This is a genomic window from Pseudomonas sp. ArH3a, from assembly GCF_022648765.1.
GTDB lineage: Bacteria > Pseudomonadota > Gammaproteobacteria > Pseudomonadales > Pseudomonadaceae > Aquipseudomonas.
Window position 1 is genome coordinate 2912304 of the sequence record NZ_CP080330.1, and the last position, 24410, is coordinate 2936713.

Sequence of the window (24410 nt, forward strand, 5' to 3'; positions counted from 1 at the left end):
TTGCTTCGGTTATGGCCGCTATGGGTTCCGCTCTTACAGCGGGTCACTGTTGGAAAGCCCGGAAGCCGGCCCAGCCAAAAGTAATCCAAAGGTCTTCGCCCTACCACTCGGCACCTCGCCTAGGCTCGGTGTGCCTCAGATCAACATCAAAAGCAGAGCACGGCGGCCTAGTAGCCGCCCTGAGTGGTGTAGATCAAAAACGCTTTGCTTTGCTGTGTTTTTGCTGTGGCTCTTACATCCTTTGCGCTGACGAAGTCAGCGATCTTTTGATCTGCGGTTTTGATCTTGATCTTGCCTGTGATCTTGATTTTAGGCGCCCCGTTAAACCACGCTGGCCTGCGTGCGGGCACACCGAGCCTAGGCGAGGTGCCGAGTGGTGGGGCAAGAGCCCTTTTGGTTACTTTTGGGGCTCCTTTCCAAAAGTGACCCGCCGTAAGGGCGGAACCCATAGCGGGCATAACCGCAGCAACGGATATGCCCCCAATCAAAATGCCAAAAACGCATCACCCCTTATTCCGCGCCACCCGCAACTTACTCGCCACATCCAAGTGCCGATGCAACAACGTCGAGGCCCACTCATTGTCGCCTTGCTCCAAGGCATCCAGAATCGCCAGGTGCTCCTGGCACGAAACCCTGACCCGCTCCACATTGCTCACCGTGTGGAACTCGGTCAACCGACGCAACCGGTTCTGCTGCTGGATTGCCTGCAAGATATACCCATTGCCGGACGCCGCCGCCAGCAGTTCATGGAACTCCGCGTTGCACTCGATAAAACGCTGCCCATCAACCTTGCCCTCCAGCAGTTCCATTTGCCGCTCACGGCAGCGGCGGAATTGCTCAGGGTTGATCTTGAACGTCGGCTCCAACAACCCAGCCGGTTCCAGCAGCATGCGAAAGCGGTAGCTCTCAAAGCGCGTCTGCGGGCTGTTCAGCGTCGGCAAAAATTGCCAGCCATGCCCGTGCTTGCGCTGCATCACACCCTCGTCGGACAGGCGCAGCAAGCACCGGCGCAGCACGCTTTTGCCGACGCCGTAGCGGCGCAGCAAATCGCTCTCGGAAATCTGATCGGGCAGCACCTGGTTCAAGCGGTCGTCGATCAGCCGCGTGTAGAGCTGGTCCTCTTCGTTGTGCAACTCACTGACCTGCTGCACCAGGCCATCGCCGGCGTCCAGGGGCACACGAAAGCCCTGTTGCGCCAACGGCTCGATGGCTTTCTGTTCGGCCAGGTACGACAGCGCACTGCGGATCGGCGAGCGCGACACACCCAGGCGCTGGGCCAGTTCCACTTCTTTGAGGTGCATACCGGGTTGCAGGTCGCCATTTGCGATGGCGGCAAGGATCTGGCCGGCGACTTTGGTCTGCAGCGAGGTGAGTTGGGACATGGCGCGAAGTTGTTCCTGTGACAGGGGGAGGCAAGGATACCCGGAAAAACTGAATTATAGGCGGCGCAAATACATCAGGGCCGCAGCGAACAAATCTTTATCTGCATTATTTGAAATATAAAAACATCAACGAGGACCCATCATGACCTACATTCCGCTGCCCAGGGCCTTGCCCCATGAACGCGGTGTCGACCCTGCCGGCATTGTCGACTTCCTCCAGGCTGTGACCGAGGCGGGCCTTGAGCTGCACAGTTTCATGCTGTACCGCCAAGGCGCAGTGGTGGCCGAGGCCTTCTGGCAGCCTTATTCGGCGCACCGCATGCATGTGCAGCATTCGGCAACCAAGAGCTGGACCGCCACCGCGATCGGCCTGTTGGTGGACGACGAGCGCCTGCGGCTTGACGCCAAGGTCGCAAGTTTTTTCCCCGATCTGTGCCCGCAACCCATCAGCGCCAACCTCGCGGCCATGACCGTGGAAGATTTGCTGACCATGCGCACCGGCCATACCCGCGGTATTTCCGGTGGCGACTGGCGCAACCTGCAAAGCAGTTGGGTCGAAGCCTTTCTCAATGAACCGGTGGACGAGCCGCCGGGCCATTCGTTCATCTACAGCAGTGCCTCCAGTTTCATGCTCTCGGCGATTGTCACCCAAGTGACCGGGCAGACGATGCATGCCTTGTTGCAGGCGCGTGTCCTCGATTATCTGGGGCTTGATAGGCTCGAATGGGACCTGGCGCCGGGTGGTTTCAACTCGGGCGGCAACGGTCTGAGCTGCACCAGTGAGGACGCGTTGAAGTTCGGTGTACTGCACCTCAACCACGGCCAGTGGCAGGGCCGCCAATTGTTGTCGCCGCAGTGGGTGGCGCAGGCCACGCGAAACCAGGTGCAAGACGTGTGGATGGGTGAATTCGACGGCAAGCAGTACCTGCCGCGCGACAAGAATAAGGCCAACGATGCCCAGCGCGAAGGCTACGGCTACCAGTGGTGGATGACCGAGCACGGCGGCTATTACGCCTCCGGGGTGTTCGGCCAGCAATGCATCGTGCTGCCGCAGCAGGACACGGTGATGGTCTTCACCTGCGGCCTGCGACTGGGCGAGAAACGTTTGCACAAAGCGCTGTGGCAGCACCTGTTCCCGGCGTTGGGCCGCACTGCTGTGGATGCTCAAGCCAGCCAAGCGCAACTGGGCGCGTTGATCGACGGCCTGCGCCTGCCCGCGCTGCAAGGCTTGCAAACCTCGCCCGCCAGCGCCGCACTGCAAGGCCGTTTCGCCATCGAGCCGAATGAAGACGGTGTGCGCGAGTTGGCCTTTGAACTCAAGGGCGACCACTGCGATGTCACCCTGGTCGACCATCGTGGCATCCACCACGTACGCGCCGGTTTTCAGCAGCCGATTGAAACCACCACCAGCATCACCGGCAATTACCTGCACCACCAATATCAACCGGAGCAAACGCCTGTCGTCGCCGAGGCGCGTTGGACGCCCGAGGGCGAGTTGCGCATGCATTGGCGTTTTGTCGAAACCGCCTTCGGTGACCACGTCAGCTGCCGCATGCAGCACGGCCGCCTGCACTTCGAGCGTGGCGTCAACACCAATGCCGGAGCCCTGCAACGCCCGACCCTGATCGGCACGCGAATCCAGTCTTAAGGAGTACAACCAATGACCTCGTCCCTGTGGGCACCCTTTACCGCGATGCGCCCCTTCAATCGCCAGCCGATGCTGTTTGATCGCGCGGCCGGCATGCACTACACCACCACTGAGGGGCGCGATGTGCTCGATGCCATGGCTGGGCTCTGGTGCGTCAATGCCGGCCACGGCCAGCCGCGTATCGTCGAGGCGATTCGTGAGGCGGCGGGGCGCCTGGACTTCGTGTCCTCCTTCAAGATGAGCCACCCGGCCGCGCTGACCCTGGCTGATCGTTTGGTGGCCATAGCCCCGAATGGCCTGGACAAAGTGTTCTTCACCAACTCCGGTTCCGAAGCGGTAGACACCGCGTTGAAGATCGCTCGCGCCTACCATCAGGCGCGCGGCGACTGCCGCCGCACCAAGCTGATCGGCCGCGCCAAGGGCTATCACGGCATGGGGTTTGGTGGGCTGTCGGTGTCGGGAATTGGCCGGCAGAAGCGTGACTTCGGCCCATTGCTCGGCGATGTGGCGCACTTGCCGTTGCCGTATGACGCGGGCTCGCGTTTCAGCCGTGGCCAACCGGAGCAGGGCGCGCACTATGCCGATGCGCTGTTGCAACTGCTGGAAATCCACGACCCGGCGACCGTGGCGGCGGTGATTGTCGAGCCGGTGACCGGTTCCGGTGGTGTCTACGCACCGCCCGTGGGTTACCTGCAAAAGCTGCGCGAGATCTGCGACCGCCATGGCGTGCTGTTGATTTTTGATGAGGTGATCACCGGCTTCGGCCGTGTCGGCCACGGTTTCGCTGCTCAAACCTTCGGCGTCACGCCGGACGTGATGACCCTGGCCAAGGGCCTCACTAACGGCGCGGTGCCCATGGGTGGCGTGTTGGTCAGTGGCGCGGTGTACGAGGCCTTTATGCAAGGCCCGGAACAGGCCATCGAGTTGATGCATGGCTACACCTATTCGGCTCACCCTTTAGCCTGCGCCGCCGGCTTGGCAACGTTGGAAGTACATGAAGAGCTTGGCATCAACGCGCATGTCCAGCGCATTGCTCCGCTGTGGCAAACCCGCGCACTGGCGTTGCACGAACAATCTTTGGTGCTGGACGTGCGCGCGATTGGACTGCTCTGCGCCGTGGAACTCAAACCCCGCGACGGTGCGCCGGGTGCGCGGGCTGGGGAGGTGGCGCAGCGCTGTTTCGACGCGGGCGTGCTGGTGCGCGCATCCGGGGAAAACATCGTGCTGTCGCCGCCGTTGATTATCAGTGAAGAACAGACCGCGCTGATTTTCCGCACCTTGGGTGACGCACTTGAGGCGACGCGATGAACCCGCAGGATTTCTATATCGACGGCCAGTGGGTCAAGCCCTTGGGGGCCGAGACCTTGGCGGTGATCAACCCGTCCACCGAGTGCGCCATCGCCAGCATCAGCCTGGGCTCCCGCGCCGACCTGGACCTGGCGGTGGCGGCGGCCAAGCGCGCTTTCGACAGTTACAGTCAGTGGACTGCAGAGCAACGTTTGGCGTTGCTGGCGGCGATCATCGACGGTTATCGCCAACACAGCGAAGCCCTCGCGCAGTGCGTGCACGAAGAGATGGGCGCACCTTTGTCCCTGGCGCGCAGCGCACACGTCCCGGCAGGCCTTGGTCATCTGCAACGGGCTTATGAGTTGTTGAAAGACTATGAGTTTGATCGCGCCCACGGCAGCACCCTGATCAGCCGCGAACCGATTGGCGTGTGTGGCCTGATCACACCGTGGAACTGGCCGCTGAACCAGCTCACCTGCAAGCTCGCCCCGGCCTTGGCAGCGGGCTGCACGCTGGTGCTAAAACCCAGCGAGAAGGCGCCGCTGTCGGCCATGTTGCTGGCCGATATCCTGCATCGGGCCGGGGTGCCCAAGGGCGTGTTCAACTTGGTCAATGGCGATGGCCCGACCCTCGGTGACGGCATCGCCCGGCACGCTGATATCGACATGGTCTCCTTCACCGGCTCCACCGGCGCCGGTATTGCAGTGGCCAAGGCGGCGGCGGAGACGGTCAAGCGCGTCTCCCAGGAGTTGGGCGGCAAGTCGGCCAACCTGATCCTCGTGGACGCGGATCTTGATGCGGCGGTGCGCCACTGTGTCAGCAGCTGTTTTCGCAACAGCGGGCAGTCGTGCAACGCACCGACGCGCCTGCTGATCCCACGGGCAGTGCAGGCGCGTGCGGTACAGATTGCCCGGGAGGTGGCGGCGCAGGTGTGTTTTGACGACAGCAACCCGGCCACGGCCATGGGGCCGCTGGCCAATCAGGCGCAGTTCGAACGGGTGCAGGCATTGTTGGGGGCAGTGGATCAGCCACCGGTGTGCGGCGGCGTGGGCCGACCCGACGGCGTGACGACTGGTTTTTACACGCGGCCCACGGTGTTCGCCGATGTCGACCCGCAACTGCCGATCGCCCGTGAGGAAGTGTTTGGGCCGGTGCTGGTGATCATTCCTTACGACAGCGAGGAGCAGGCCATAGCGATTGCCAATGACAGCCCCTATGGGCTCTCCGGTTACGTGACCGCCGGCACCCTGGAACGCGCGCGTTCGGTGGCTCGGCGCTTGCGCACCGGCATGGTCCATCTCAATGGCAGCAAGGCCGACAATGGCGCGCCGTTTGGCGGGTACAAGCAGTCGGGCAACGGACGTGAGTGGGGCGTGTTTGGCTTGGAGGATTACCTGGAGGTGAAGTCGATGTTCGGCTACGCGCCTGACACCGATGCCGTTTAGTCAAGCGAACGCAAGGCCCAAAGCAGCGAAGATCAAATGCGGGGCTTGCCCCGCGTTGGGCTGCGAAGCAGCCCCGAAACCTGTCGGCGCGGTTTGTCAGTGATACCGCGGCGGCTGGATTGGGAGCGCTTTGCGCTCCAACGCGGGGCAAGCCCGCTCGCCACAACAAGCGGGCTTGCCACGGCGGCATTGCGTCTAACTCGGATTGAACAACACCTGCTGCATCGCCTGCGGCGGCTGCCCGAACGCGCGCAGAAACGCCTGGCGCATGCGCTCGCGATCACCAAAGCCGGTTTCGCGGGCGACCACCTCGACCGGGTGACGGCTGGTTTCCATCATCGCCCGCGCAGCTTCCACGCGCAGCGACTCGATGGCCTTGGCCGGTGTCTGCCCGGTTTCTTCGCGAAATACCCGGCTGAATTGGCGCGGGCTCAGCCGGGCCACGTCGGCCAGGGCTTCCACCGACAGGTCGTGGGTGAGGTTCTCGCGGGCATAGGCCAGGGCCAGTTGTACGCGGTCGGACTTGGGGTCCAGCTCCAATAGCGCTGACAGTTGCGATTGCTCACTGCCACGGCGCTGGGCAATCACCAGTTTGCGCGCGATACGCCGGGCGAGGTCGCAGCCCAGGTCGGCCTCTACCATCGCCAACGCCAGGTCCACCCCGGCGCTCATGCCAGCGCCGGTCCAGACCTGGCCGTCGACCACAAACAGTTTGTCTTCTTCCAGCTGGATATCCGGGTAGCGCTTGCGAAATGCCGGCGCGTGAATCCAGTGGGTGGTGGTGCGCTTGCCTTCAAGTAAACCGGCTTCGGCCAAAACGAAAATGCCCATGCACAGCGAGGCCACGCGGCGCGACTGCGCGGAGGCGGCCTTGACCAATTCCAGCAGGTTGGCCTCGGGCAGGCGAAACTCCAGGTAGCCGCTGACAATCAAGGTGTCGTAGCCCTGCGGCCGGATCGGCGTGGTATTCACCGAAAAGCCCTGGGAGGTCATGACCGCGCCGCCACTCTCCGACACCAGGTGGAACTCATAGGCCGGCTCGCCGCGCAGCAGGTTCGCGCACTCGAACACCGAGCCCAGGCTGAGGCTCAGGGATTGGAAGTTCGGGTAAACCATCAGCGCAACGCTGTGCATCGTCATTCTCCAAGGGGCGCGGGAGAGGCGATTGTCGGCGGGTGCCAGGAAAACGGCAACCGACTTTGTGTCATGTCCGGAATCCTTGCGGATATGACATTGTTGAAGTTTTTCTCGACGCCTAACATCCCCTCAACGAACTAGACGACTGGTCTAATCGGACGGGATGAACGATGACTAATGCAACTAAAAGTGCAAGGCAGACGATTCTGGATTCGGCGCAATTGCTGGTGAGCCGCAAAGGGTTTTCTGCGGTGGGGTTGAACGAAATACTGCAAGCCGCCGATGTACCGAAAGGTTCGTTTTATCACTACTTCAACTCCAAAGATGCGTTCGGCGTTGTCCTGCTCGATACCTATTTCGACCACTACGTGAAAGGCATAGAGCAACTGTTCCAGCACACCGAGCTGTCCGCAGCCGCCAGGTTAATGCGCTATTGGCACACCTGGATCGACAATCAGACCGGCTGCACCGACGCGGGCAAATGCCTTGCCGTCAAACTAGGTGCTGAGGTGTCAGACCTTTCAGAGCCAATGCGTTTGGCCCTGCAGCGCGGCACCGCACGCACCATCGCCTTGCTTGCCGAGGCCTTGCAGAGCGGCATCGAAGACGGCTCGCTGACGGTCCGGCAACACCCCGAAAGCCTGGCCCAACGCCTGTATGCGTTGTGGTTGGGGACCAGCGTCATGAGCAAGATCACCCGAACATCTGCACCTTTTGACCAGGCGCTGCTGATGACCCGACAGCTGTTGGGTTGCCCTGAGCCTACTGACAACCACATCGATCGAGGCACTGGAAAATGAAAGTATTAATGGTACTGACCTCTCACGACCAGCTTGGCAATACCGGTCGTAAAACCGGCTTCTGGCTCGAAGAGTTTGCTGCTCCCTATTACACGTTTAAGGACGCCGGCGCCGAACTGGTACTGGCATCCCCGGCCGGCGGCCAACCTCCGCTGGACCCGGTCAGCGACCAGCCGGATGCACAGACCGAGCAAACCCGCCGTTTTGCTGCCGACCCGGCGGCCCAGCAGGCGCTGGCCAGCACCGTCAAGCTGGAATCGGTCAACGCCGACGACTTCGACACGGTGTTCTACCCAGGTGGTCATGGGCCATTGTGGGATTTGGCCGAGTCAGACACCTCGATCGCACTGATCGAAGCCTTTGAGCGTGCTGGCAAGCCCATCGGCTTTGTGTGCCATGCGCCGGGCGCGCTGCGTCACGTCAAGGCGGTCAATGGTGAGCCGCTGGTCAAGGGTCGCCGTGTTACCGGCTTCTCCAACGCCGAAGAGGCCGCTGTGGGCTTGACCGATGTGGTGCCGTTCCTGATTGAAGATGATTTCAAGGCGCTCGGCGGCCACTATGAAAAGGGCGCTGATTGGCAATCCTTTGTGCTTGAAGATGGCTTGCTGGTCACCGGGCAGAACCCTGCCAGTTCCAGTGATGTGGCCAAGGCACTGCTGAAACTCACCGAATAAATTAATTAATCGCTGGATTGGTTGGCGGCTCTTAAGAGCCGCCAATGTTTTCGCTCGCCTCGAATTTGGACGTTTTTACATGACTAGTCGTTTGAATACCCCGGTAAAACTGGGTCATCACACCTTGAATAACCGTGTTGTTTTGCCGCCCCTGACCCGTCAACGCAGCGCGCAACCCGGCGATATCGCCACTGACCTGATGGCCGAGTATTACCGCCAGCGCGCCACGGCCGGTTTCATGGTCAGCGAAGGCACGCAGATCGAGCCGCGCGGCCAGGGTTACGCCTGGACGCCGGGTATCTACAGCCCGGCGCAGATCGATGGCTGGCGCACAGTCACCGAGGCGGTGCATGCCGAAGGTGGGGTGATCTTCGCCCAACTCTGGCACGTTGGCCGCGTGTCCCATAACGCGCTGCAACCGGAGGGCGCCGCACCGGTTGCGCCGTCTGCCCTTGCGGCGCTGCAAGCGAAAGCTTTTATCGAAACCGGGCCAGGTGTGGGCGAGTTGATGCAGCCGCCCGTACCGCGTGCGTTGAGCACACTGGAAATTGAGGAGTTGGTAGGGCATTACGCCCAAGCCGCGCGCAATGCGTTGGATGCCGGCTTTGATGGCGTGGAAATACATGCCGCCAATGGTTATCTGGTCAACCAGTTCATCTCGGCCCACGCCAACCAGCGTGACGACGAGTACGGCGGTTCGCTGCATAACCGCCTGCGTTTTCTGCGCGAAATCGTCGAAGCCGTGACCGCCGTAGTCGGGCCGGAGCGCCTCGGTGTGCGCTTTTCACCGCTGTTCAGCGGCACCGACCAGGACCGCGTCTACATCGGCCTGGTGGAAGAGGACCCGCATCACACCTACATCGAAGCGATCAAGGTGCTCGAAGCGTCGGGGATTGCCTACGTATCCATCGCTGAAGCCGACTGGGACAACGCCCCCGACTTGCCAGAAACCTTCCGCCGGGCCGTGCGCAGCACGTTCAGTGGGCGGATCATCTACGCTGGTCGCTACACCGCTGAGCGTGGTGCGTCATTGGTAGAGGCCGGGCTGGCGGACTTGATTGCGTTCGGGCGCCCGTTCATTGCCAACCCGGACTTGCCGCAGCGGCTCTTTAACGGCTGGCCGCTGAACCCGCTGCGGGCGGAAGGCATGTACGGCGGCTCGGCGCTGGGCTATACCGATTACCCGGTGTATGCCGAGTAGGCGTTTTCTACCACTGCAAAGATCCTTTTGTGGGAGCCGTCGAGCCCCAGCGAGGCCGCGATAGCGGTGGGGCAGTCGCCAGAAATAGTGACCCTGCCGCCGCCATCGCAGCCTCGCCGGGGCTCGACAGCTCCCACAGTTGATCTTCGCCGAGGCAGATCAGCCTCACTCCACCCGCAACACAATCTTGCCAATATGGTCGCCGCCTTCCATCCGTGCATGGGCCTGGGCGGCGTCGGTGTATTCGTAGACCTTGTCGATGATCGGCAGGCAGCGCCCGGCCGACAGCACCGGCCACACGTATTCGCGCAGTTGTTCGGCGATGGCGGCTTTTTCGTCCTTGGAACGTGCGCGCAGCAGCGAACCGGTGATGACGGCGCGTTTGCCGAGGATGGTCAGCAGGTCGACATCGTTGGCCTTGCCGCCGCCGAGGAAACCCAGCATCACCAAATGCCCGTCCATGCCCAGGGCCTTGAGGTTGTTGTTCAGATACGAGGCCCCCATGATGTCGAGGATCACATTCACGCCCTTGTCGCCGGTTTTCTTGGCGATGACGTCGGCGAAGTCTTGCTCGCGGTAGTTAATCGGCTCGGCGCCCAGCTTGGCAATTGCCGCGCATTTGTCGGCACTGCCGGCGGTGGCGAAGGCGTGGATGCCGAACTCGCGGCAGAGCATCAGCGCGGTGGTGCCGATGCCGCTGGTGCCGCCATGGATCAAGGCGCGCTGGCCTTTGTGCGCGCCACCGAGGCCGAACAGGTTGGCCCAGACGGTGAAGAAGGTTTCCGGCACGGCCGCGGCTTGAACCCAGTCCATGCCCTCCGGGATCGGCAACGCCTGGCTCGCAGGTACGGCGCAAAACTGCGCATAACCGCCGCCATTGGTCAGGGCGCAGACCTTGTCGCCAATCGCGTACTCATTCACACCGGCGCCCAGCGCGACCACTTCACCGGCCACTTCCAGGCCAGGGATCGGGCTCATGCCCGGCTTCATCGGGTACTTGCCTGCGCGCTGCAAGGCGTCCGGGCGGTTGACCCCAGCCGCGTGTACACGAATCAGGATCTCGCCTGGGCCTGCCACCGGCACGTCGGCTCGACGCGGTTGCAAGACCTCAGGGCCACCGGGGGTGGTGATTTCGATCAGGGTCATTTCTTTAGGGAGCGACATTTGCGATTACCTGCAGCGATGAGCGTATGAGTTGGGACCGCGTCGGGCAGTCGCCGGTTCAGCAGCATCCTATCGAAGGGCGGCATCTAACAAAAAAAGCCGGGCAAGCCCGGCCAAAAACAAGGTGAGGGTGTTTAGCGCTTCAGGAACGCCAACAAGTCTTCGTTCAACTGCTGGGTGTGGGTGGCTGCGAAGCCGTGTGGCGCATCCTTGTACACCTTCAACTGCGCGCCTTTGATCATCTCGGCCGCGACTTTACCCGTGGTCTCGAACGGCACGACCTGGTCGCCGTCACCGTGGATCACCAGGGTCGGCACGTCGATCTTGGCCATATCCGGGCGAAAGTCCGTCTCGGAGAATGCAGTGACGCAATCCACCGTGGATTTGAGCGACGCCAACAGGGCGATCTGCAGGGTCTGCGTCAGTACGCCCTGGGAGACTTTCTGGCCCTTGTTGATGCCATAGAACGGCGTGTTGAAGTCGCTGATAAATTGCGCGCGGTCTTGCAGTAGCCCAGCCTTGATGCCGTCGAACACTTCAGTCGGCACGCCCTGCGGGTAATCCGGTTTTTGGCCGAAAATCGGCGTCACTGCGCCCAGCAGCACCAGGCCCGCCACACGGGCGCTGCCATGGCGTGCGATGTAGCGCGCCACATCACCGCCACCCATGGAGAAGCCCACCAGCGTCACGTCCTTGAGGTCAAGGTGTTCGATCAGTTGGGCGATATCGTCGGCGAACGTGTCGTAGTCGTTACCGGTCCACGGTTGGTCGGAGCGGCCAAAACCTCGGCGGTCGAAGGCGATGGTGCGAAAGCCACGGCTGCTCAAGTATTCCATCTGGTATTCCCACATATCGGCATCCAGCGGCCAGCCATGGCTGAACAACACGGGTTTACCGCTGCCCCAGTCCTTGAAGTAGATCTGGGTACCGTCGTTGACAACGAATGTGCTCATGGAAAACTCCTTGGGTCAGGGGGCAAAAGCTCGGCGTTACTGTTGCGTTAAACCGGACGAAGGGCTTGTATGCATGTGCTCGGTTGAACGGTTCCGCGTCTATATTGGTCCACTGACCTCTACCGTCAGTTCAACAGGTGAACCAAATGGCCAAGACATACAGCTACGCCGCGCGGGATTCCAAGGATGCACTCAAACCCTTTACTTTCGAGCGCCGCGCGCCAGGCGCCGATGACGTCCAGATCGACATTCTTTATTGCGGCGTCTGCCACTCCGACCTGCACACCGCGCGCAACGAGTGGCACAACACGTTGTACCCGTCGGTGCCCGGCCATGAAATCGTCGGTCGCGTCACGGCCGTCGGCGCCGATGTAAAGACATTCAAGGTCGGTGATTTGGCCGGTGTCGGTTGTATGGTCGACAGCTGCCAGCATTGCGCGTCCTGCGCCGAGGGCGAGGAGCAATACTGCGAGAACGGTTTTACCGGCACCTACAACGGCCCGGTGTTCGGCGGTGAAAATACCTTTGGCGGCTACTCGGACAGCATCGTGGTCAAGGAGAAGTTTGTATTGCGTATCTCCCACGATGATTCGAACCTGGCGGCTGTGGCGCCGCTGCTGTGCGCCGGGATCACCACGTACTCGCCGCTGCATCACTGGAAGGTTGGCCCTGGCAAGAAAGTCGGTGTAGTCGGCCTCGGTGGGCTAGGGCATATGGCGGTGAAGATCGCGCATGCCATGGGTGCGCATGTCACGTTGTTCACTACCTCGCCGAACAAGCGTGAAGATGGGCTGCGTTTGGGGGCTGACCAAGTGGTGGTGTCGAAGAACCCGGATGAAATGGCCAAGGTTGCCAACAGTCTGGACTTCATTCTCAACACCGTCGCGGCGCCGCACGACCTGGATGCGTTTCTCAATCTGCTCAAGCGTGACGGCACCATGACTCTGGTGGGTGCGCCTGACAGCCCGCACCCATCGCCATCGGTGTTTAACCTGATTTTCAAGCGCCGCAGCCTGGCCGGGTCGTTGATTGGTGGCATTCAGGAGACCCAGGACATGCTGGATTTCTGCGCCAAGCATAAGATCGTCTCGGACATTGAGATGATTGATATTCAGGGCATTAACGAGGCGTACGAGCGGATGCTCAAGGGTGATGTGAAGTATCGCTTTGTGATTGATATGGAGAGTTTGAAGAAGGAAAGCCACGCGGCTTGATAGCACCTTTGCTTTTTGTGGGGGCGGGCTTGCTCGCGAATGCGCTGGGTCAGTCACAAATAAGCTGACTGGCCCACCACTTTCGCGAGCAAGCCCGCTCCCATATTTGATTGGGTTCAGCCTTCAAAATCAGGTCGACTGCCAGCCGGCCTCGGCGTTGCGGGTGCTTGTGTTTTTTCAGGCCGAAAGATGCTCATACAAAATAGTCGCACCCACCAGCATCAACACCACGCCACCCACCATCTCAGCGCGCTTGCCCACCACTGTACCCAACACCCGCCCAAGCATCATGCCGATGGTCACCATGGTCATGGTTGCCAGACCAATAGCCGCCGAAGCCACCAGGATATTCACGTCGACAAACGCCAAGCCTACGCCCACCGCCAGCGCATCAATACTGGTAGCAAAGGCAGTGACAGCCAGGATCATGAACGAGTGCTGCGTCGGTTTCTCAACCTCGTCATCGTCCACCTTGAGCCCGTTGTAAATCATGTGCAAACCCAGCGCGACCAGCAGGGTAAAGGCGATCCAGTGGTCCCAGTCTTCGACCCAGCGGGTCGCGGCATGGCCGATGGCCCAGCCGATCATGGGCGTGATGGCTTCGATCACACCAAAGATCAAACCGACGCGCAGGGCTTCGATAAAGCGGGGTTTGTGCAGGCTGGAGCCTTTGCCGATGGCCGCCGCAAAGGCGTCCGTGGACATGGCCAGGGCGAGAAGGATAAGGGAAATAGGGTTCACGGTGAGGCTTCCAGTCGGGCTATATGAGTCAACGACACAACCACACGCCCGACTTTAGGCATGGATGTGTCGCTGGTCTCACCAACCACAACGGTGTTCGTACCACGGCAGGTTGCCGAATATGTTGATACGAACGCTTCTGAGCAGGTCAGAAGCCGGTTACTCCCCAACGAAGGGCCGCAGCATAGACGATCAACTATGAAAAAACCATCAACGCCCTTCAAATACCGCTGGGCGCCGTTCGGCAAACGCTGCCAGTCCTTCACTAAAGTCGGCACTGGCGCAGGCCTGGCGGCGTAGCTCGGCGATTTGTTCCATGGCGTGCACGGGCATCGGTTGCAGGTCTTCGAGGATGCGCAATTGCTCTTTCACTGCCTGAATCGCCAATGGGGCCTTGGCGGCGATGCCTTGGGCGTATTCCAGGGCGGTGGCTTCCAGGGCGTCGGTGGGCACCAGTCGGTTGATCACGCCGAAGCGTTCGGCGCGTTCGGCGTCGAGTTTCTGGGCGCAGAAGAACATTTCCTTGAGCACATGAATCGGCAAGTTGTTGAAGAAACGCAGCAGGCCGCTGGTGGTGTAGGGCAGGCCGATGTTGGCCGGGGTCATGGCGAAGCTGGCGCTGTGGTCGGCTATCACCATGTCGCAACTCATGGCTAGGTCCACGGCGCCGCCCCAGGCCGAGCCCGAGATTAAGGCGATGACCACGCCGGGGTAGGCACGGATGCGCCGCAGTACGCGTTCCAGCGGTTTACCGTAGGCGACGGGGTCGCGGTCGCGGGCCACTTCGCCGATATCGTGGCCGGCGCTCCACACGGTCTGGCCGACGTCGGCGCCGAGTATTACCACGCCGACGCGCTGGGCGGCGAGGGCGATCAGGCGCTCATCCAGGCTGTCGAGCAGTTGCGCGCTAAGGGCATTGCGCTGGCTGGGGTTGCTGAAGGTCAGGCGCGCAATGCGCTTGTCGATGAGAGTGTGTGAAACGTTGACCGTCATGATGCGGTTCCTGTGTGGCTATCAAATTCGGGGGCCTGGAAAAGCACGCAGGCGTTGAGCCGGGACTGGATCGAGGCTGGTGCAAAACCGGCTTGTTGCAGCACCTCAACGCTGTGCTCGCCGAGCAGCGGCGGTGGCCGCAGTGCGCTGCTCGATTCGGCTGCGCTGAACACCGGCGCCACCACCTGGCGCACGGTGCCCAGAGTGGGATGCTCCACCGTTTGGGTCAACCGGCTGTGCAGCACGTGCGGGTCGGCGAATACTTCATCGAGCGTATTGATGGGGCCGGCGGGCAAGCCGGCGGCGATAAAGCGTTCGCTCCAGTCGCGTTTGGTACAGGGTTTGAGGCGGCTTTTCAGAATAGCGTTCAGTTCATCGCGACGCTCCACGCGGGCTTCATTGCTGATAAAACGCCGGTCGCCCGGCAGCTCGGGCAAGTCCAGCAGCACACACAACCGGCCCCATATGGCCGAGGTGATCGGCGCCAGGTTCAGGGGGCCGTCCAGGGTCTGGAACACACCGTAAGGCGCAATCACCGTGTGGGCGTTGCCAGTACGGCGTTGCTCATTGCCCAACCGGCGATCAGCCAGCAGCTGCGCAACCTGGAGCAGGACATGGGCATGCAGCTGCTTGAGCGCAGCCCCCAGGGCATGGTGCCCACCGCGGCCGGCCAGACCTTATACCAGCATGCCGTCGAGCACCGCGCGGATGCTCGCCATGCCGCTGGCGCGCACCCTCGCAGCCGCGTCGAATCGGCCATGCAGGGAGCCGGGTTGCCGTTTGCCGTGGAGTTTGAAGCCAACTCCACCGACCTGTTGTTCTCGGCGGTGCTGGCGCGGCTTGGCGTGACCATCCTGCCGTGGGCGGCGGCGTATGTTGAACTGGCGCAGCAATCGCTCAAGCTCGCCCGGATTGATCACCGTTTATTCAGTCGAAAACTGTCGTTGTGCGGGCCGGATACGGCGGTGCAGAGCAACGCCGTGCAGAAGGTCAAGGAGACGATCCTGGAGTTGTTCGAAGGGCTTGAGCCGCAACAGGGCTGGGCGGCGGCCGGGTAATGCCTGGCTATAACCAGGCACGTCCGCCAACGAAAATCATCTTCGACACCAACTCCACACTGTTTTTGACCTCAAGTTTCTTCATCAGCCGCGCCCTGTGCACCTCCACCGTGCGGTGGGAGATTGTCAGGCGTTGGGCGATTTCCTTGGATTTGAGGCCGTTGACGATGTGCATCGCCACTTCCCGCTCCCGTGGCGTGAGGTCGCCGGTGCCTTGGTGGGTGCGGTCCAGGCGTTCGAAGTGCCAGATCATCAGTTTGAACGGGTCTTTGGGCGTCAGGGTGTAGCCGTGGGACTTGGCCCAGAACACTTCGCCGTTTTTGTGCTGCATGAAGCGTTCGTCGGAGTAACGGCCGTTTTTACTGTCGAGCAGCCAGTCGTGGCTGCGCTTGCCGATGGCGTGGTAGTCGGCCTGGGACGGGTAGATCAGCAGGGTCAGTTGGTTGAGCAAGGCGTCGCGCGCATAGCCGAACAACTGCAAGAAGGCTTCGTTGCAGTCGATGATCACGCGGTTGTTGGTGACCAGTTGCGGGGCAGGGGACAGTTGGAACGCCAGGCGCTCGATATCTTGGAGTTGCTGTGTAAACGCGTTCATTGGGCATCCTGCCTCGTTGCTTTTCTCACCTTGGGCTACTTATCCATGTAAGTAGTTACACGAATTGGCGACTGCCCGGCGGTGCGTCATTGTAGGTAATCTTCGCACCAAAAACAGAAGAAATTGATTATGCCAGCTGATTGCGTCTCCATTGTTGCCGCCGGTCACTCACGCTTTGGTCGCCTGGAAGGCACCACCCTTGAAGACCTGATCGTGCAGGTCACCCGCGAAGCCCTGACGGACGCGGCTATTGATGCGTCAGAAATCGATGCGTTGTTCCTTGGCCACTTCAACTCGGGGCTGGTGCCTGACGGCTTTGCCTCGTCCTTGCTGCTGCAGGCCGACCCTGGCCTGCGCTTCAAGCCGGCCACCCGTTGTGAAAACGCCTGCGCGTCCGGCTCCGCGGCGATCCAGGCGGGGATTAACGCGATCCTCTCCGGCAGCGCCGAACTGGTGCTGGTGGTGGGCGCCGAGAAGATGACCCACACGTCCACCGCTGAGGTCACCCAGGCCCTGGCCGGCGCCGGCTATCAGAACGATCCGGCCGAAGCCGGCTTGAGCTTCCCACAACTGTTTGGCCGTGCGGCACGCCAATACACCGAGCGCTACCACTGCCCGTTGGGCTCGATGGCGGCCATCGCCACCAAGAACCACTCCAATGCCATGGCCAACCCGTTGGCGCAGATGCACCGGGTGATGGATTTTGAGCACTGCAACAATGTGTCCAAGAGCAACCCGTTTGTGGCCGAGTCGCTGCGCCTCACCGATTGCTCGCTGATCAGCGACGGCGCCGCCGCGATCATCCTTGCCTCGCCCAAGCGCGCGCGGGCGTTTCGCCGGGATGTGCAGATCTGCTCGATGACGCAAGTCAACGACTGCCTGCCCATCGCCCAGCGCGACATCCTGGCCTTTGAAGGCCCGCAACGGGCGATTCACTCGGCGCTGCGCGGGGCCAATATCACCCTGGCCGACCTGAGTTTCGCCGAGGTGCATGACTGCTTCACCATCGCCGAACTGCTGATCTACGAAGCCATGGGCCTGGCGCCCAAAGGTGAGGGCCATCGCGTGCTCGACAGCGGCGTGGTGCGCGCGGGCGGGCGGCTGCCGGTGAACCTTTCTGGTGGGCTCAAGGCCAAGGGGCATCCGGTGGGCGCCACTGGTGTGTCGATGCATGCCTTGGCGTTCCGCCAGTTGACCGGCGAGCCGATCGGCCTGTCGGTGCCCAACCCGGAGTTCGGTCTGGTGTTCAACATGGGCGGCATGGCCGTGGCCAACTACGCCTCGGTCCTGCACGCGCGCAGGAGCTGAACCATGAACATCGCCAACTGGCTGCATGACACCCAGCGCCGCGACCCGCATCGCCCGGCGCTATTCGAGGGCACGCGGCAAGTGGCCGACTACGCCACCTTTGCCGCCCATGTGCGCCAACGCGCCGCGCACCTGGTGGATCAACACGGTCTGGTACCGGGTGATGCGGTGGCGGTGCTGATGAAGAACAGCTGTGATTACCTCGAATTGCTCTACGCCATCTGGTGGCTGGGCGCGGTGGCTGTGCCGATCAACGCCAAGCTGCATCCATCGGAAGCAGCATGGATCGCGGACAACGCCGAGGCCCGTCTGATCTTTACCGACGGCGGCCAGGTGTTTTCGTCGCGGGATTTGCCCCAACGCTGCAAGGAACTGGACGGGCACACGCTGCCGCCGACCCGTGGCTGGCCGACCTTGGAACAACCGGTACCGCGCCAGGACCAGGACCTGGCGTGGTTGTTCTATACCTCCGGCACCACCGGGCGTTCCAAGGGCGTGATGCTGTCCCACGGCAACTTGATCGCGATGTCGCTGTGTTACCCCACCGATGTGGATCCGGTCAGCCCCGACGACGCGGCCTTGTATGCCGCGCCGATGTCCCACGGCGCCGGGCTGTATAACTTTATTCATGTGCGCTGCGGCGCGCGGCATGTGGTGCCGGTCTCCGGCGGTTTCGACGCCGCCGAGCTGTTCGGGCTGGCCGCCCTGTTGGGGAATGTCTCGCTGTTTGCCGCGCCGACCATGGTCAAGCGCATGGTCGAACAGGCCCGCCGCCAGGGTTACGGCGGCGAAGGCATCAAGACCATCGTCTACGGCGGCGGCCCGATGTACCTGGCTGACCTGTGCGCGGCCGTCGACACCTTCGGCCCGCGCCTGGTGCAGATCTACGGCCAAGGCGAAAGCCCGATGACCATCAGTGTGCTGCCACGCGCGCTGATTGCCGACCGCCAGCGCGCAGGCTGGGCAACCCTGGCTGCCTCGGTGGGGCACGCGCAATCCTGTGTCGAAATCCGCATTCTTGACGCACAGCACCAGCCGATGCCGACGGGTGAGCGCGGCGAAATTGCCGTGCGCGGCGCCACGGTGATGCAGGGTTACTGGCGCAACCCCGAAGCCTCGCGCCAGACCTTGGTGGAGGGCTGGTTGTTGACCGGCGATATCGGCTTTCTCGACGCGGCCGGCTACCTGACCCTGACGGATCGCTCCAAGGACGTGATCATCACCGGCGGCAGTAACGTGTACCCGCGTGAAGTCGAGGAAGTGCTGGCGCAGCATCCCGAGGTGTTCGAGGTGTGTGTGGTCGGTGAGCCGGATGCGCAGTGGGGTGAATCGGTGGTGGCGTTTGTGGTGACACGCGGCGGGCAAACACTCGACGAAGCCGAACTGAGCGCCTGGTTTGTGCAACGCATGGCTTCGTTCAAAAAACCCAAGAAGTACCTGTTCCGTAATGAATTGCCCAAGAATAGCTACGGCAAAATCCTCAAAACCGACTTGCGGCATTGGCTGAAAGCAGCGAGTATCGCCGCGCTTACCTAGCCCCGCTTTTCATGGACAGATAACAAGACAAGGAGTCCCTTCGATGGGCAATCAAGCGCAAGACACGGTCCGCAAACGCCGCCGTGCATTTCTCGGTGCCACCTCCGGCCATTTGATCGAGTGGTACGACTACGGCGTGTACGGCTTTCTCGCCGTGTACATCGGTCAGGCGTTCTTCGTCTCCGATGACCCCACCACCAGCCTGCTGGCCAGCTTTGCCGCGTTCGCCCTGAGTTTCTTTATCCGGCCATTAGGCGGGCTGTTTTTTGGCCCGCTGGCGGATAAGATTGGTCGCCGCAAAACCCTGATCATGGCGCTGGTGATGATGACCGGTTCCACCGTCATGCTCGGCCTGTTGCCGAGCTACGCAACCCTGGGTATCGCCGCGCCGATCCTGCTGATCCTGGTGCGCTGCGTGCAGGGTTTCTCGGCGGGTGGCGAGATCGGCACGGTGACCAGCTTCATCTCCGAATACGCCGGCCCCGGCCGACGCGGCTTTGCCACGTGCTGGCTGATGGTCACCGCCGTACTCGGCCTGCTGCTGGGCGGCGCCGTGGCCAATGGCATGACCTGGATTCTCGGCGCCGAGGTGATGCAGGAATGGGCCTGGCGCATACCGTTTTTGATCGCCGCGCCGCTGGGCTTTATCTCCATGTACATCCGCCTCAAGCTCGAAGACAGCCCGGAGTTTCTGGCCCTGCAACGCACCGGCCAGACCTCCCGCGCACCGTTGCGCGAAGTTTGGCAGTGGAAGCGCGCTATCGCCCTGGTGTTCTTTATCATCACCTTGCACAGCTCGATCTTCTATCTGGTGCTGACCTTCGCCTCGACCTACATGGCCAAGATTCTCAAGTTCGACAGCGGCACCACGTTGCTCTACGTATTCGTCGCGAGTTTCTCGGCAGCCTTCGTGATGCCGTTTGGCGGTGCGTTCACCGATAAATACGGACGCAAGCCGTTCCTGATGGTGGTCGGCACCTTGGCTACGTTGGCGATGTTCTGGCTGTTCAAGTCAGCGCCCACCGCCACACCTGCGACGTTCTTCGCGCCGTTGATGGCGGTGGCGATCCTGTTCGGGCTGTACGCCTCATCCACCTACGCGCTGATGAGCGAGCTGTTGCCGACGCGCATCCGCTCCACCGGGATTGCCGTGGCGTACAACGTGCCGGTCGCGGTGTTTGGCGGCAGCGCGCCGCTGATCTCCACGTGGCTGATCAAGGTGACCGGCGACATCACTTCACCGTGGTATTTCTACGTGGCCACGGGCGTAGTGTCGCTGATTGCCTTGGTGGTGTTGCGCAAGGAAGATTTTGTCGCCAGTGGCAGCCCGGTGGTGGCGCCAGCGGGGGCAGTGTTGGCACCTGCATCCTGATCGAATAAGGGGTGGAAAAACCGGCTACGTTGTTTCAGGCGCCTATCATTGATCAACAAGGAAGGCATGACCATACGCCGCGAAACGTTGCGCTCAACGCGCGCACTGTTTCGCGGGACCGTGCATCACTGATCCGGCTATGCAGTACCACCTCACTGACGGGTAATGCGGGCAAACCGTATTGCTCGCTCACGTCCACCGCCCCGGCCGGGGCCACGCGATGGGCGAGGGCGGCGACGCCCAGCCCGGCGCTCACTGCGGCGCCCACCGCCATTACGCCACCGCCGACAAACACTTCAGTCCAGTCGATACGTGCCGCATCCAAGGCCCTTACCGCCAAATGTCGAACGCCGCAGGGCGCGGCCATGGTCGCCATGCGCAGCGGGGTGCCGCTGCTGTGTTGCCAGGTGGGTGCGGCAAACCAGCCGAAGCGTTCTACTGCCAACACTTCGCCGTCCTGGCGGTCGCCTTCATTGCGTACGATCACCGCGTCCAGCTCATTGCGGTCGAATGCGGCGACCAGGTCGCGGGACGAGGCGATGCGCACTTCGAGTATCACCAATGGGTCGTAGGCGGCGAGGCGGTTGAGCCACGTGGGCAAGTCCGGCCCAGCCACGTGGTCGCTGATGCCGATCACCAAGCGCCGTGGTGCGTGTGTGCCCATGTCGCCGAGTGCGCGTTCATGGGCATTGAGCAGGGCGCGGGCGGCCACGATGAATTGCTCACCCTGGGGCGACAGACGCACATGGCGCGGCGTGCGTTCCAGCAGGCGATAACCGAGGCGTTCTTCCAGGCGTTTGAGCTTGAGGCTGATGGCGGCCTGGGAGGTGTCCAGCGCTTCGGCGGCGCGGGTGAAACTGGCGAAATCGGCCACCAGGACAAAGGCTTGGACGGTGTCAATATCCAGGGGTTTGAGCGCATCAGCCATATCAAATCCTTATCGCACATATATCTGGCCATATCTTGTTGAAATCATCGCTGCTGCGCAAGCTCAAACCTCATCTTGCACGGGAGCTTTGCCATGTTTGCCAAACAGTATTCACACCGCTTGCCTGCCGACTACGACATGGGCGTGATTCGCCGGCGCGTCGCGCAGTTAGGGCCTTTGTGGGATCACACCGAGGGGTTGCTGTTCAAGGCGTTCATCGCCCAGGAGCGCGGGCAAGCGCAGGGTAATGTGTATGCCTCGGTGTACCTGTGGGCCGATCCATTGCAGGCTGCTGATTTTTTACTCGGGGAGCGTTTTCAGAAGGTGCTCGACAGCTTCGGCCGCCCGCACATCGAGAGCTGGTTGCCGTTGGATGTGCAGCGTGGGCCGGCGCAGAACGCGTTGAGTCTGTACCGCGAGGAGTGGCCGTTGGAGCCTGGGGCGGATCGGGCCGGGATACTGGCCGAGGAAAAACGGCGCAATCAGCAGTTGGCGGATAACAGTGATACGTTCGAGGTCTTCTTGGCGCTGGATGTGCAGGCTTGGCGTCTGGTGCGGTTTACCTTGTCGGCGAAGGTGCTGGAGATGGACCGCCTGGGAACGGGCTACCAGGTGCTCTATCTGGCGCAAGGCGTTGCGCGATAGCGTTAACTGGGCCAGTCTGCAGGCTTAATTCTCGTCTTCGGAGCACTCTGCGTTGCCTGCCACGCGTTTGACACTGATCTGCCATGCCGCTACCTCGTCGCAAAAGCAGGCGCGGTTTCCCGATGACGAATCCGTCGCGATGGATTGGCAAAGCGCGGTGTTATCCCTCGCCGGCCGCTTCAAGAAAAGCCCGCGCCTGGTGTGCGGGCCAGAGGCCAGAGCCCGCCAGACAGCGGGCTTGTTCGGCGGGAACGCGCAGATCGAAGACGCCCTGCGCGATGGTGATTTTGGCGCTTGGAAAGGCCAGGTCATCGGCGAGATCGACAACCACGCCTTAACGGCCTGGATGACCGACAGCACCAGCGCGCCCCACGGCGGCGAGTCGGTGGAGCAGATTTGCGCCCGCGTTGCGCAGTGGATGAAATCCCTCGAAACCCAGCCCGGTCATGTCGTCGCCATCACGCACCCATTTGTGATTCGCGCCGCGATGCTGTACGTCTTGCAGTTCCCGATCTCGATGTTCTACCTGATCGACGTCGAGCCGCTGTCTAGCACCGAACTGCGCTTCAACAACGTCTGGCGCCTGCGCCTGGAAACTCACGCTTGAGCGCGTGAACATGGCAAAATCCACGCCCCGCAACGAGAGCAACCCATGAAACGCATCCTGATCATCGGCATTGGCGCCGGCAACCCTGACTACATCACGATGCAGGCCGTGAAGGCGCTGAACCGCACCGACGTGTTTTTCCTGATGGACAAGGGCCAGAGCAAAGACAAGCTGATCGACCTGCGTCGCGAGATCTGCCAGACCTACATCACCGAGCCCGGTTACCGTTTCGTCGAGGCCGACTGCCCCGAGCGCGTGCGCGGCGATATCGACTACACCACCGCTGTGCAGGACCTTAACCGCGACAAGCAGCAGACCTTCGAGCGCATGATCAACGAGGAAATGGCCCACGGTGAAGTCGGCGCTTTCCTGGCCTGGGGCGACCCTGCGCTGTACGACAGCACCATCCGCATCCTGCAGGCGATCCTCGCCAGCGGCCGCTGCACGTTTGAGTTTGAAGTGATCCCCGGTATCACCAGCGTGCAGGCCCTTGCGGCCCAGCACAAAGTGCCGCTGAACCGCATCGGCCGCTCCATCGAGATCACCACCGGGCGTCGGTTGGCGGCGGGGCAGGCGAGTGATGCCGATACCTTGGTGGTGATGCTCGACGCTGACGATGCCTACCGCACGGTGGCCGACCAGGACCTGGATATCTACTGGGGCGCCTACTTGGGCACGCCGGACGAAATCCTTATCAGCGGCAAAGTCAGTGACGTGGCTGAAGAAATCGAACGGGTGCGCAAGGCGGCGCGCCTGGAAAATGGCTGGATCATGGACACTTATTTGTTGCGCAAACCCTGAGGTCGCTTCCCCATGTTCAAACTGTTTGCCCTGGCACTGACCCTGGTGGCTGGCGCTGCCCACGCCGACTCCACGCTGCACACTGATTTGCCGTTGTCGTACCTGGAACAGACCCAGGGCGATGCGCGTAACCAGCCGTTGGTGATTTTCCTGCACGGGTTTGGCAGCAACGAGGAAGACTTGTTTGGCATCAAGGACGCGCTGCCGCCGACCTGGACCTACCTGTCAGCGCGCGCGCCGATGCCGGTGGACCCGCATGGCTATCGCTGGTTTACCAAGACCCCGGGGGGCGGTGATTACGACGGTGAGACCGCCGACTTGCAACGCAGCGCCAAGCTGATCGAAGACTTTGTGGGAAAGGCCACGGCCAAATACCACACTCAGAGTGATCGGGTGTTCCTGGTGGGGTTCAGCCAGGGTGCGATCATGTCTTACGAGGTGGGCTTGCGAAAGCCTGAGTTGGTGCGTGGGATCGCGGCGTTGAGCGGCAGTGTGTTGCCGGTGCTCAGGGCTGAGCTCAAACCCAGCGGATCATTGGGCAAGTTGGCGATCTTTATTGGCCACGGTACGTTGGACCAAGCTCTGCCGTATGCTTCAGCAACGCGGGCGAATGAAGTTTTGGTGGGGCTTGGGTTGACGCCACAGTTTCATGGGTATCCGGGGATGCCGCATACCGTGAGTGAGGTGGAAGTGCAGGATTTGAAGGCTTGGTTGGAGAAAAGCCTGGAGTAAGCGTGGTTGGTAGATGTGGGTACATATCCATTGCTGCGGTAACGGCGGCTTAGGGTTCCGCTCTTAGGCGGGTCACTTTTGGCAAACGCCCGGAATGCCGGCCCAGCCAAAAGTAACCAAAAGGGCTCTTGCCCCACCACTCGGAGCCTCGCCTAAGCTCGGCATGCCAGAGTGAAGGCTTGAATCCGC

At 61.7% G+C, this 24410-nt stretch carries 24 protein-coding genes; 15 read left to right on the forward strand and 9 right to left on the reverse strand.

Features of this window, described 5'->3' with window-relative positions; genetic code table 11:
* Positions 1–503: 503 nt before the first annotated feature.
* Positions 504–1382: a GntR family transcriptional regulator gene (locus K0P33_RS13465; protein WP_094950209.1), complete on the reverse strand. Its 879-nt coding sequence runs from the start codon at positions 1380–1382 to the stop codon at positions 504–506.
* 142 nt (positions 1383–1524) lie between these two features.
* Here K0P33_RS13465 and K0P33_RS13470 point away from each other — a divergent pair, with 142 nt between their 5' ends.
* From K0P33_RS13470 to K0P33_RS13480, 3 genes are read left to right on the forward strand one after another with little or no spacing between them, the layout of a single operon-like run.
* Positions 1525–3030 (forward strand): serine hydrolase, encoded by a 1506-nt coding sequence (locus K0P33_RS13470; RefSeq protein WP_242155672.1) that lies wholly within the window; start codon positions 1525–1527, stop codon positions 3028–3030.
* 12 nt (positions 3031–3042) lie between these two features.
* Positions 3043–4338 carry an aminotransferase class III-fold pyridoxal phosphate-dependent enzyme gene (locus K0P33_RS13475; RefSeq protein ID WP_242155674.1) on the forward strand — a complete coding sequence of 432 codons (1296 nt, stop codon included), beginning with the start codon at positions 3043–3045 and terminating at the stop codon, positions 4336–4338.
* Complete coding sequence (locus K0P33_RS13480) at positions 4335–5762, forward strand: aldehyde dehydrogenase family protein (RefSeq protein WP_242155676.1); 1428 nt, start codon at positions 4335–4337, stop codon at positions 5760–5762. The genes K0P33_RS13475 and K0P33_RS13480 overlap by 4 nt, the downstream gene beginning before the upstream one ends.
* 195 nt (positions 5763–5957) lie before the next feature.
* On the opposite strand, the gene K0P33_RS13485 is transcribed toward K0P33_RS13480, so the two are convergent.
* Positions 5958–6896 carry a GlxA family transcriptional regulator gene (locus K0P33_RS13485; protein WP_094950213.1) on the reverse strand — a complete coding sequence of 313 codons (939 nt, stop codon included), beginning with the start codon at positions 6894–6896 and terminating at the stop codon, positions 5958–5960.
* A gap of 173 nt (positions 6897–7069) precedes the next feature.
* Here K0P33_RS13485 and K0P33_RS13490 point away from each other — a divergent pair, with 173 nt between their 5' ends.
* From K0P33_RS13490 to K0P33_RS13500, 3 genes are all read left to right on the forward strand, one after another.
* Complete coding sequence (locus K0P33_RS13490; protein ID WP_094950214.1) at positions 7070–7699, forward strand: TetR/AcrR family transcriptional regulator; 630 nt, start codon at positions 7070–7072, stop codon at positions 7697–7699.
* Positions 7696–8373 (forward strand): type 1 glutamine amidotransferase domain-containing protein, encoded by a 678-nt coding sequence (locus K0P33_RS13495; protein ID WP_242155678.1) that lies wholly within the window; start codon positions 7696–7698, stop codon positions 8371–8373. Before K0P33_RS13490 ends, K0P33_RS13495 begins: the two co-directional genes overlap by 4 nt.
* A 79-nt stretch (positions 8374–8452) precedes the next feature.
* The gene (locus tag K0P33_RS13500; RefSeq protein WP_242155680.1) at positions 8453–9574 is read left to right on the forward strand and encodes an alkene reductase; all 1122 of its coding nucleotides are present in this window, start codon (positions 8453–8455) and stop codon (positions 9572–9574) included.
* A gap of 165 nt (positions 9575–9739) precedes the next feature.
* Here the strand turns inward: K0P33_RS13500 and K0P33_RS13505 are convergent, their stop codons facing one another.
* Both K0P33_RS13505 and K0P33_RS13510 read right to left on the reverse strand, forming a co-directional pair.
* Positions 9740–10738 carry an NAD(P)H-quinone oxidoreductase gene (locus tag K0P33_RS13505; RefSeq protein ID WP_094950217.1) on the reverse strand — a complete coding sequence of 333 codons (999 nt, stop codon included), beginning with the start codon at positions 10736–10738 and terminating at the stop codon, positions 9740–9742.
* A 134-nt stretch (positions 10739–10872) separates the two neighbouring features.
* A complete protein-coding gene (locus tag K0P33_RS13510) occupies positions 10873–11691 on the reverse strand; it encodes an alpha/beta hydrolase (RefSeq protein WP_094950218.1) in 819 nt (272 codons plus the stop codon).
* A 146-nt stretch (positions 11692–11837) separates the two neighbouring features.
* On the opposite strand from K0P33_RS13510, the gene K0P33_RS13515 reads away from it, so the two are divergent.
* Entirely contained in the window at positions 11838–12905 is a 1068-nt protein-coding gene (locus K0P33_RS13515) for an NAD(P)-dependent alcohol dehydrogenase (RefSeq protein ID WP_094950219.1), read from the forward strand.
* Positions 12906–13082: 177 nt separating this feature from the next.
* Here K0P33_RS13515 and mntP read toward each other — a convergent pair whose 3' ends face one another.
* The 3 genes from mntP to K0P33_RS13530 form a co-directional block, all read right to left on the reverse strand.
* Positions 13083–13646 (reverse strand): manganese efflux pump MntP, encoded by a 564-nt coding sequence (gene mntP, locus K0P33_RS13520; protein ID WP_094950220.1) that lies wholly within the window; start codon positions 13644–13646, stop codon positions 13083–13085.
* A gap of 210 nt (positions 13647–13856) precedes the next feature.
* A complete protein-coding gene (gene scpB, locus K0P33_RS13525; protein ID WP_094950221.1) occupies positions 13857–14639 on the reverse strand; it encodes a methylmalonyl-CoA decarboxylase in 783 nt (260 codons plus the stop codon).
* Positions 14636–15214, reverse strand: coding sequence for a CoA transferase (locus tag K0P33_RS13530; protein ID WP_242155682.1), 579 nt, complete (start codon positions 15212–15214; stop codon positions 14636–14638). Before K0P33_RS13530 ends, scpB begins: the two co-directional genes overlap by 4 nt.
* Between K0P33_RS13530 and K0P33_RS13535 the strand changes: the two genes are divergently transcribed.
* On the forward strand, positions 15179–15697 hold the full coding sequence (locus tag K0P33_RS13535) for a LysR substrate-binding domain-containing protein (RefSeq protein ID WP_242155684.1): 519 nt from the start codon (positions 15179–15181) through the stop codon (positions 15695–15697). The two genes, K0P33_RS13530 and K0P33_RS13535, sit on opposite strands and share 36 nt — an antisense overlap.
* A 7-nt stretch (positions 15698–15704) precedes the next feature.
* Here K0P33_RS13535 and K0P33_RS13540 read toward each other — a convergent pair whose 3' ends face one another.
* Complete coding sequence (locus tag K0P33_RS13540) at positions 15705–16292, reverse strand: LuxR C-terminal-related transcriptional regulator (RefSeq protein WP_094950222.1); 588 nt, start codon at positions 16290–16292, stop codon at positions 15705–15707.
* Positions 16293–16421: 129 nt separating this feature from the next.
* Here K0P33_RS13540 and K0P33_RS13545 point away from each other — a divergent pair, with 129 nt between their 5' ends.
* Genes K0P33_RS13545 through K0P33_RS13555 form a run of 3 tightly spaced genes read left to right on the forward strand, consistent with a single transcriptional unit; the run spans position 16422 to position 20508 of the window.
* Positions 16422–17600, forward strand: coding sequence for an acetyl-CoA acetyltransferase (locus K0P33_RS13545; RefSeq protein WP_242155687.1), 1179 nt, complete (start codon positions 16422–16424; stop codon positions 17598–17600).
* Positions 17601–17603: 3 nt separating this feature from the next.
* A complete protein-coding gene (locus K0P33_RS13550; protein WP_242155689.1) occupies positions 17604–19136 on the forward strand; it encodes an AMP-binding protein in 1533 nt (510 codons plus the stop codon).
* A gap of 43 nt (positions 19137–19179) precedes the next feature.
* On the forward strand, positions 19180–20508 hold the full coding sequence (locus K0P33_RS13555; RefSeq protein ID WP_094950225.1) for an MFS transporter: 1329 nt from the start codon (positions 19180–19182) through the stop codon (positions 20506–20508).
* A 52-nt stretch (positions 20509–20560) separates the two neighbouring features.
* Here K0P33_RS13555 and K0P33_RS13560 read toward each other — a convergent pair whose 3' ends face one another.
* A complete protein-coding gene (locus K0P33_RS13560) occupies positions 20561–21436 on the reverse strand; it encodes a LysR family transcriptional regulator (protein ID WP_242155691.1) in 876 nt (291 codons plus the stop codon).
* 93 nt (positions 21437–21529) lie between these two features.
* Here K0P33_RS13560 and K0P33_RS13565 point away from each other — a divergent pair, with 93 nt between their 5' ends.
* From K0P33_RS13565 to K0P33_RS13580, 4 genes are read left to right on the forward strand one after another with little or no spacing between them, the layout of a single operon-like run.
* Entirely contained in the window at positions 21530–22081 is a 552-nt protein-coding gene (locus K0P33_RS13565; protein WP_242155693.1) for a DUF4865 family protein, read from the forward strand.
* A gap of 52 nt (positions 22082–22133) precedes the next feature.
* Positions 22134–22688, forward strand: a complete 555-nt coding sequence (locus tag K0P33_RS13570; protein ID WP_094950228.1) for a histidine phosphatase family protein — start codon at positions 22134–22136, stop codon at positions 22686–22688.
* A 45-nt stretch (positions 22689–22733) separates the two neighbouring features.
* Positions 22734–23489, forward strand: a complete 756-nt coding sequence (gene cobF / locus K0P33_RS13575) for a precorrin-6A synthase (deacetylating) (RefSeq protein WP_242155695.1) — start codon at positions 22734–22736, stop codon at positions 23487–23489.
* A 12-nt stretch (positions 23490–23501) separates the two neighbouring features.
* Positions 23502–24221, forward strand: coding sequence for a dienelactone hydrolase family protein (locus K0P33_RS13580; RefSeq protein ID WP_094950230.1), 720 nt, complete (start codon positions 23502–23504; stop codon positions 24219–24221).
* The last annotated feature ends 189 nt before the right edge of the window (positions 24222–24410 follow it).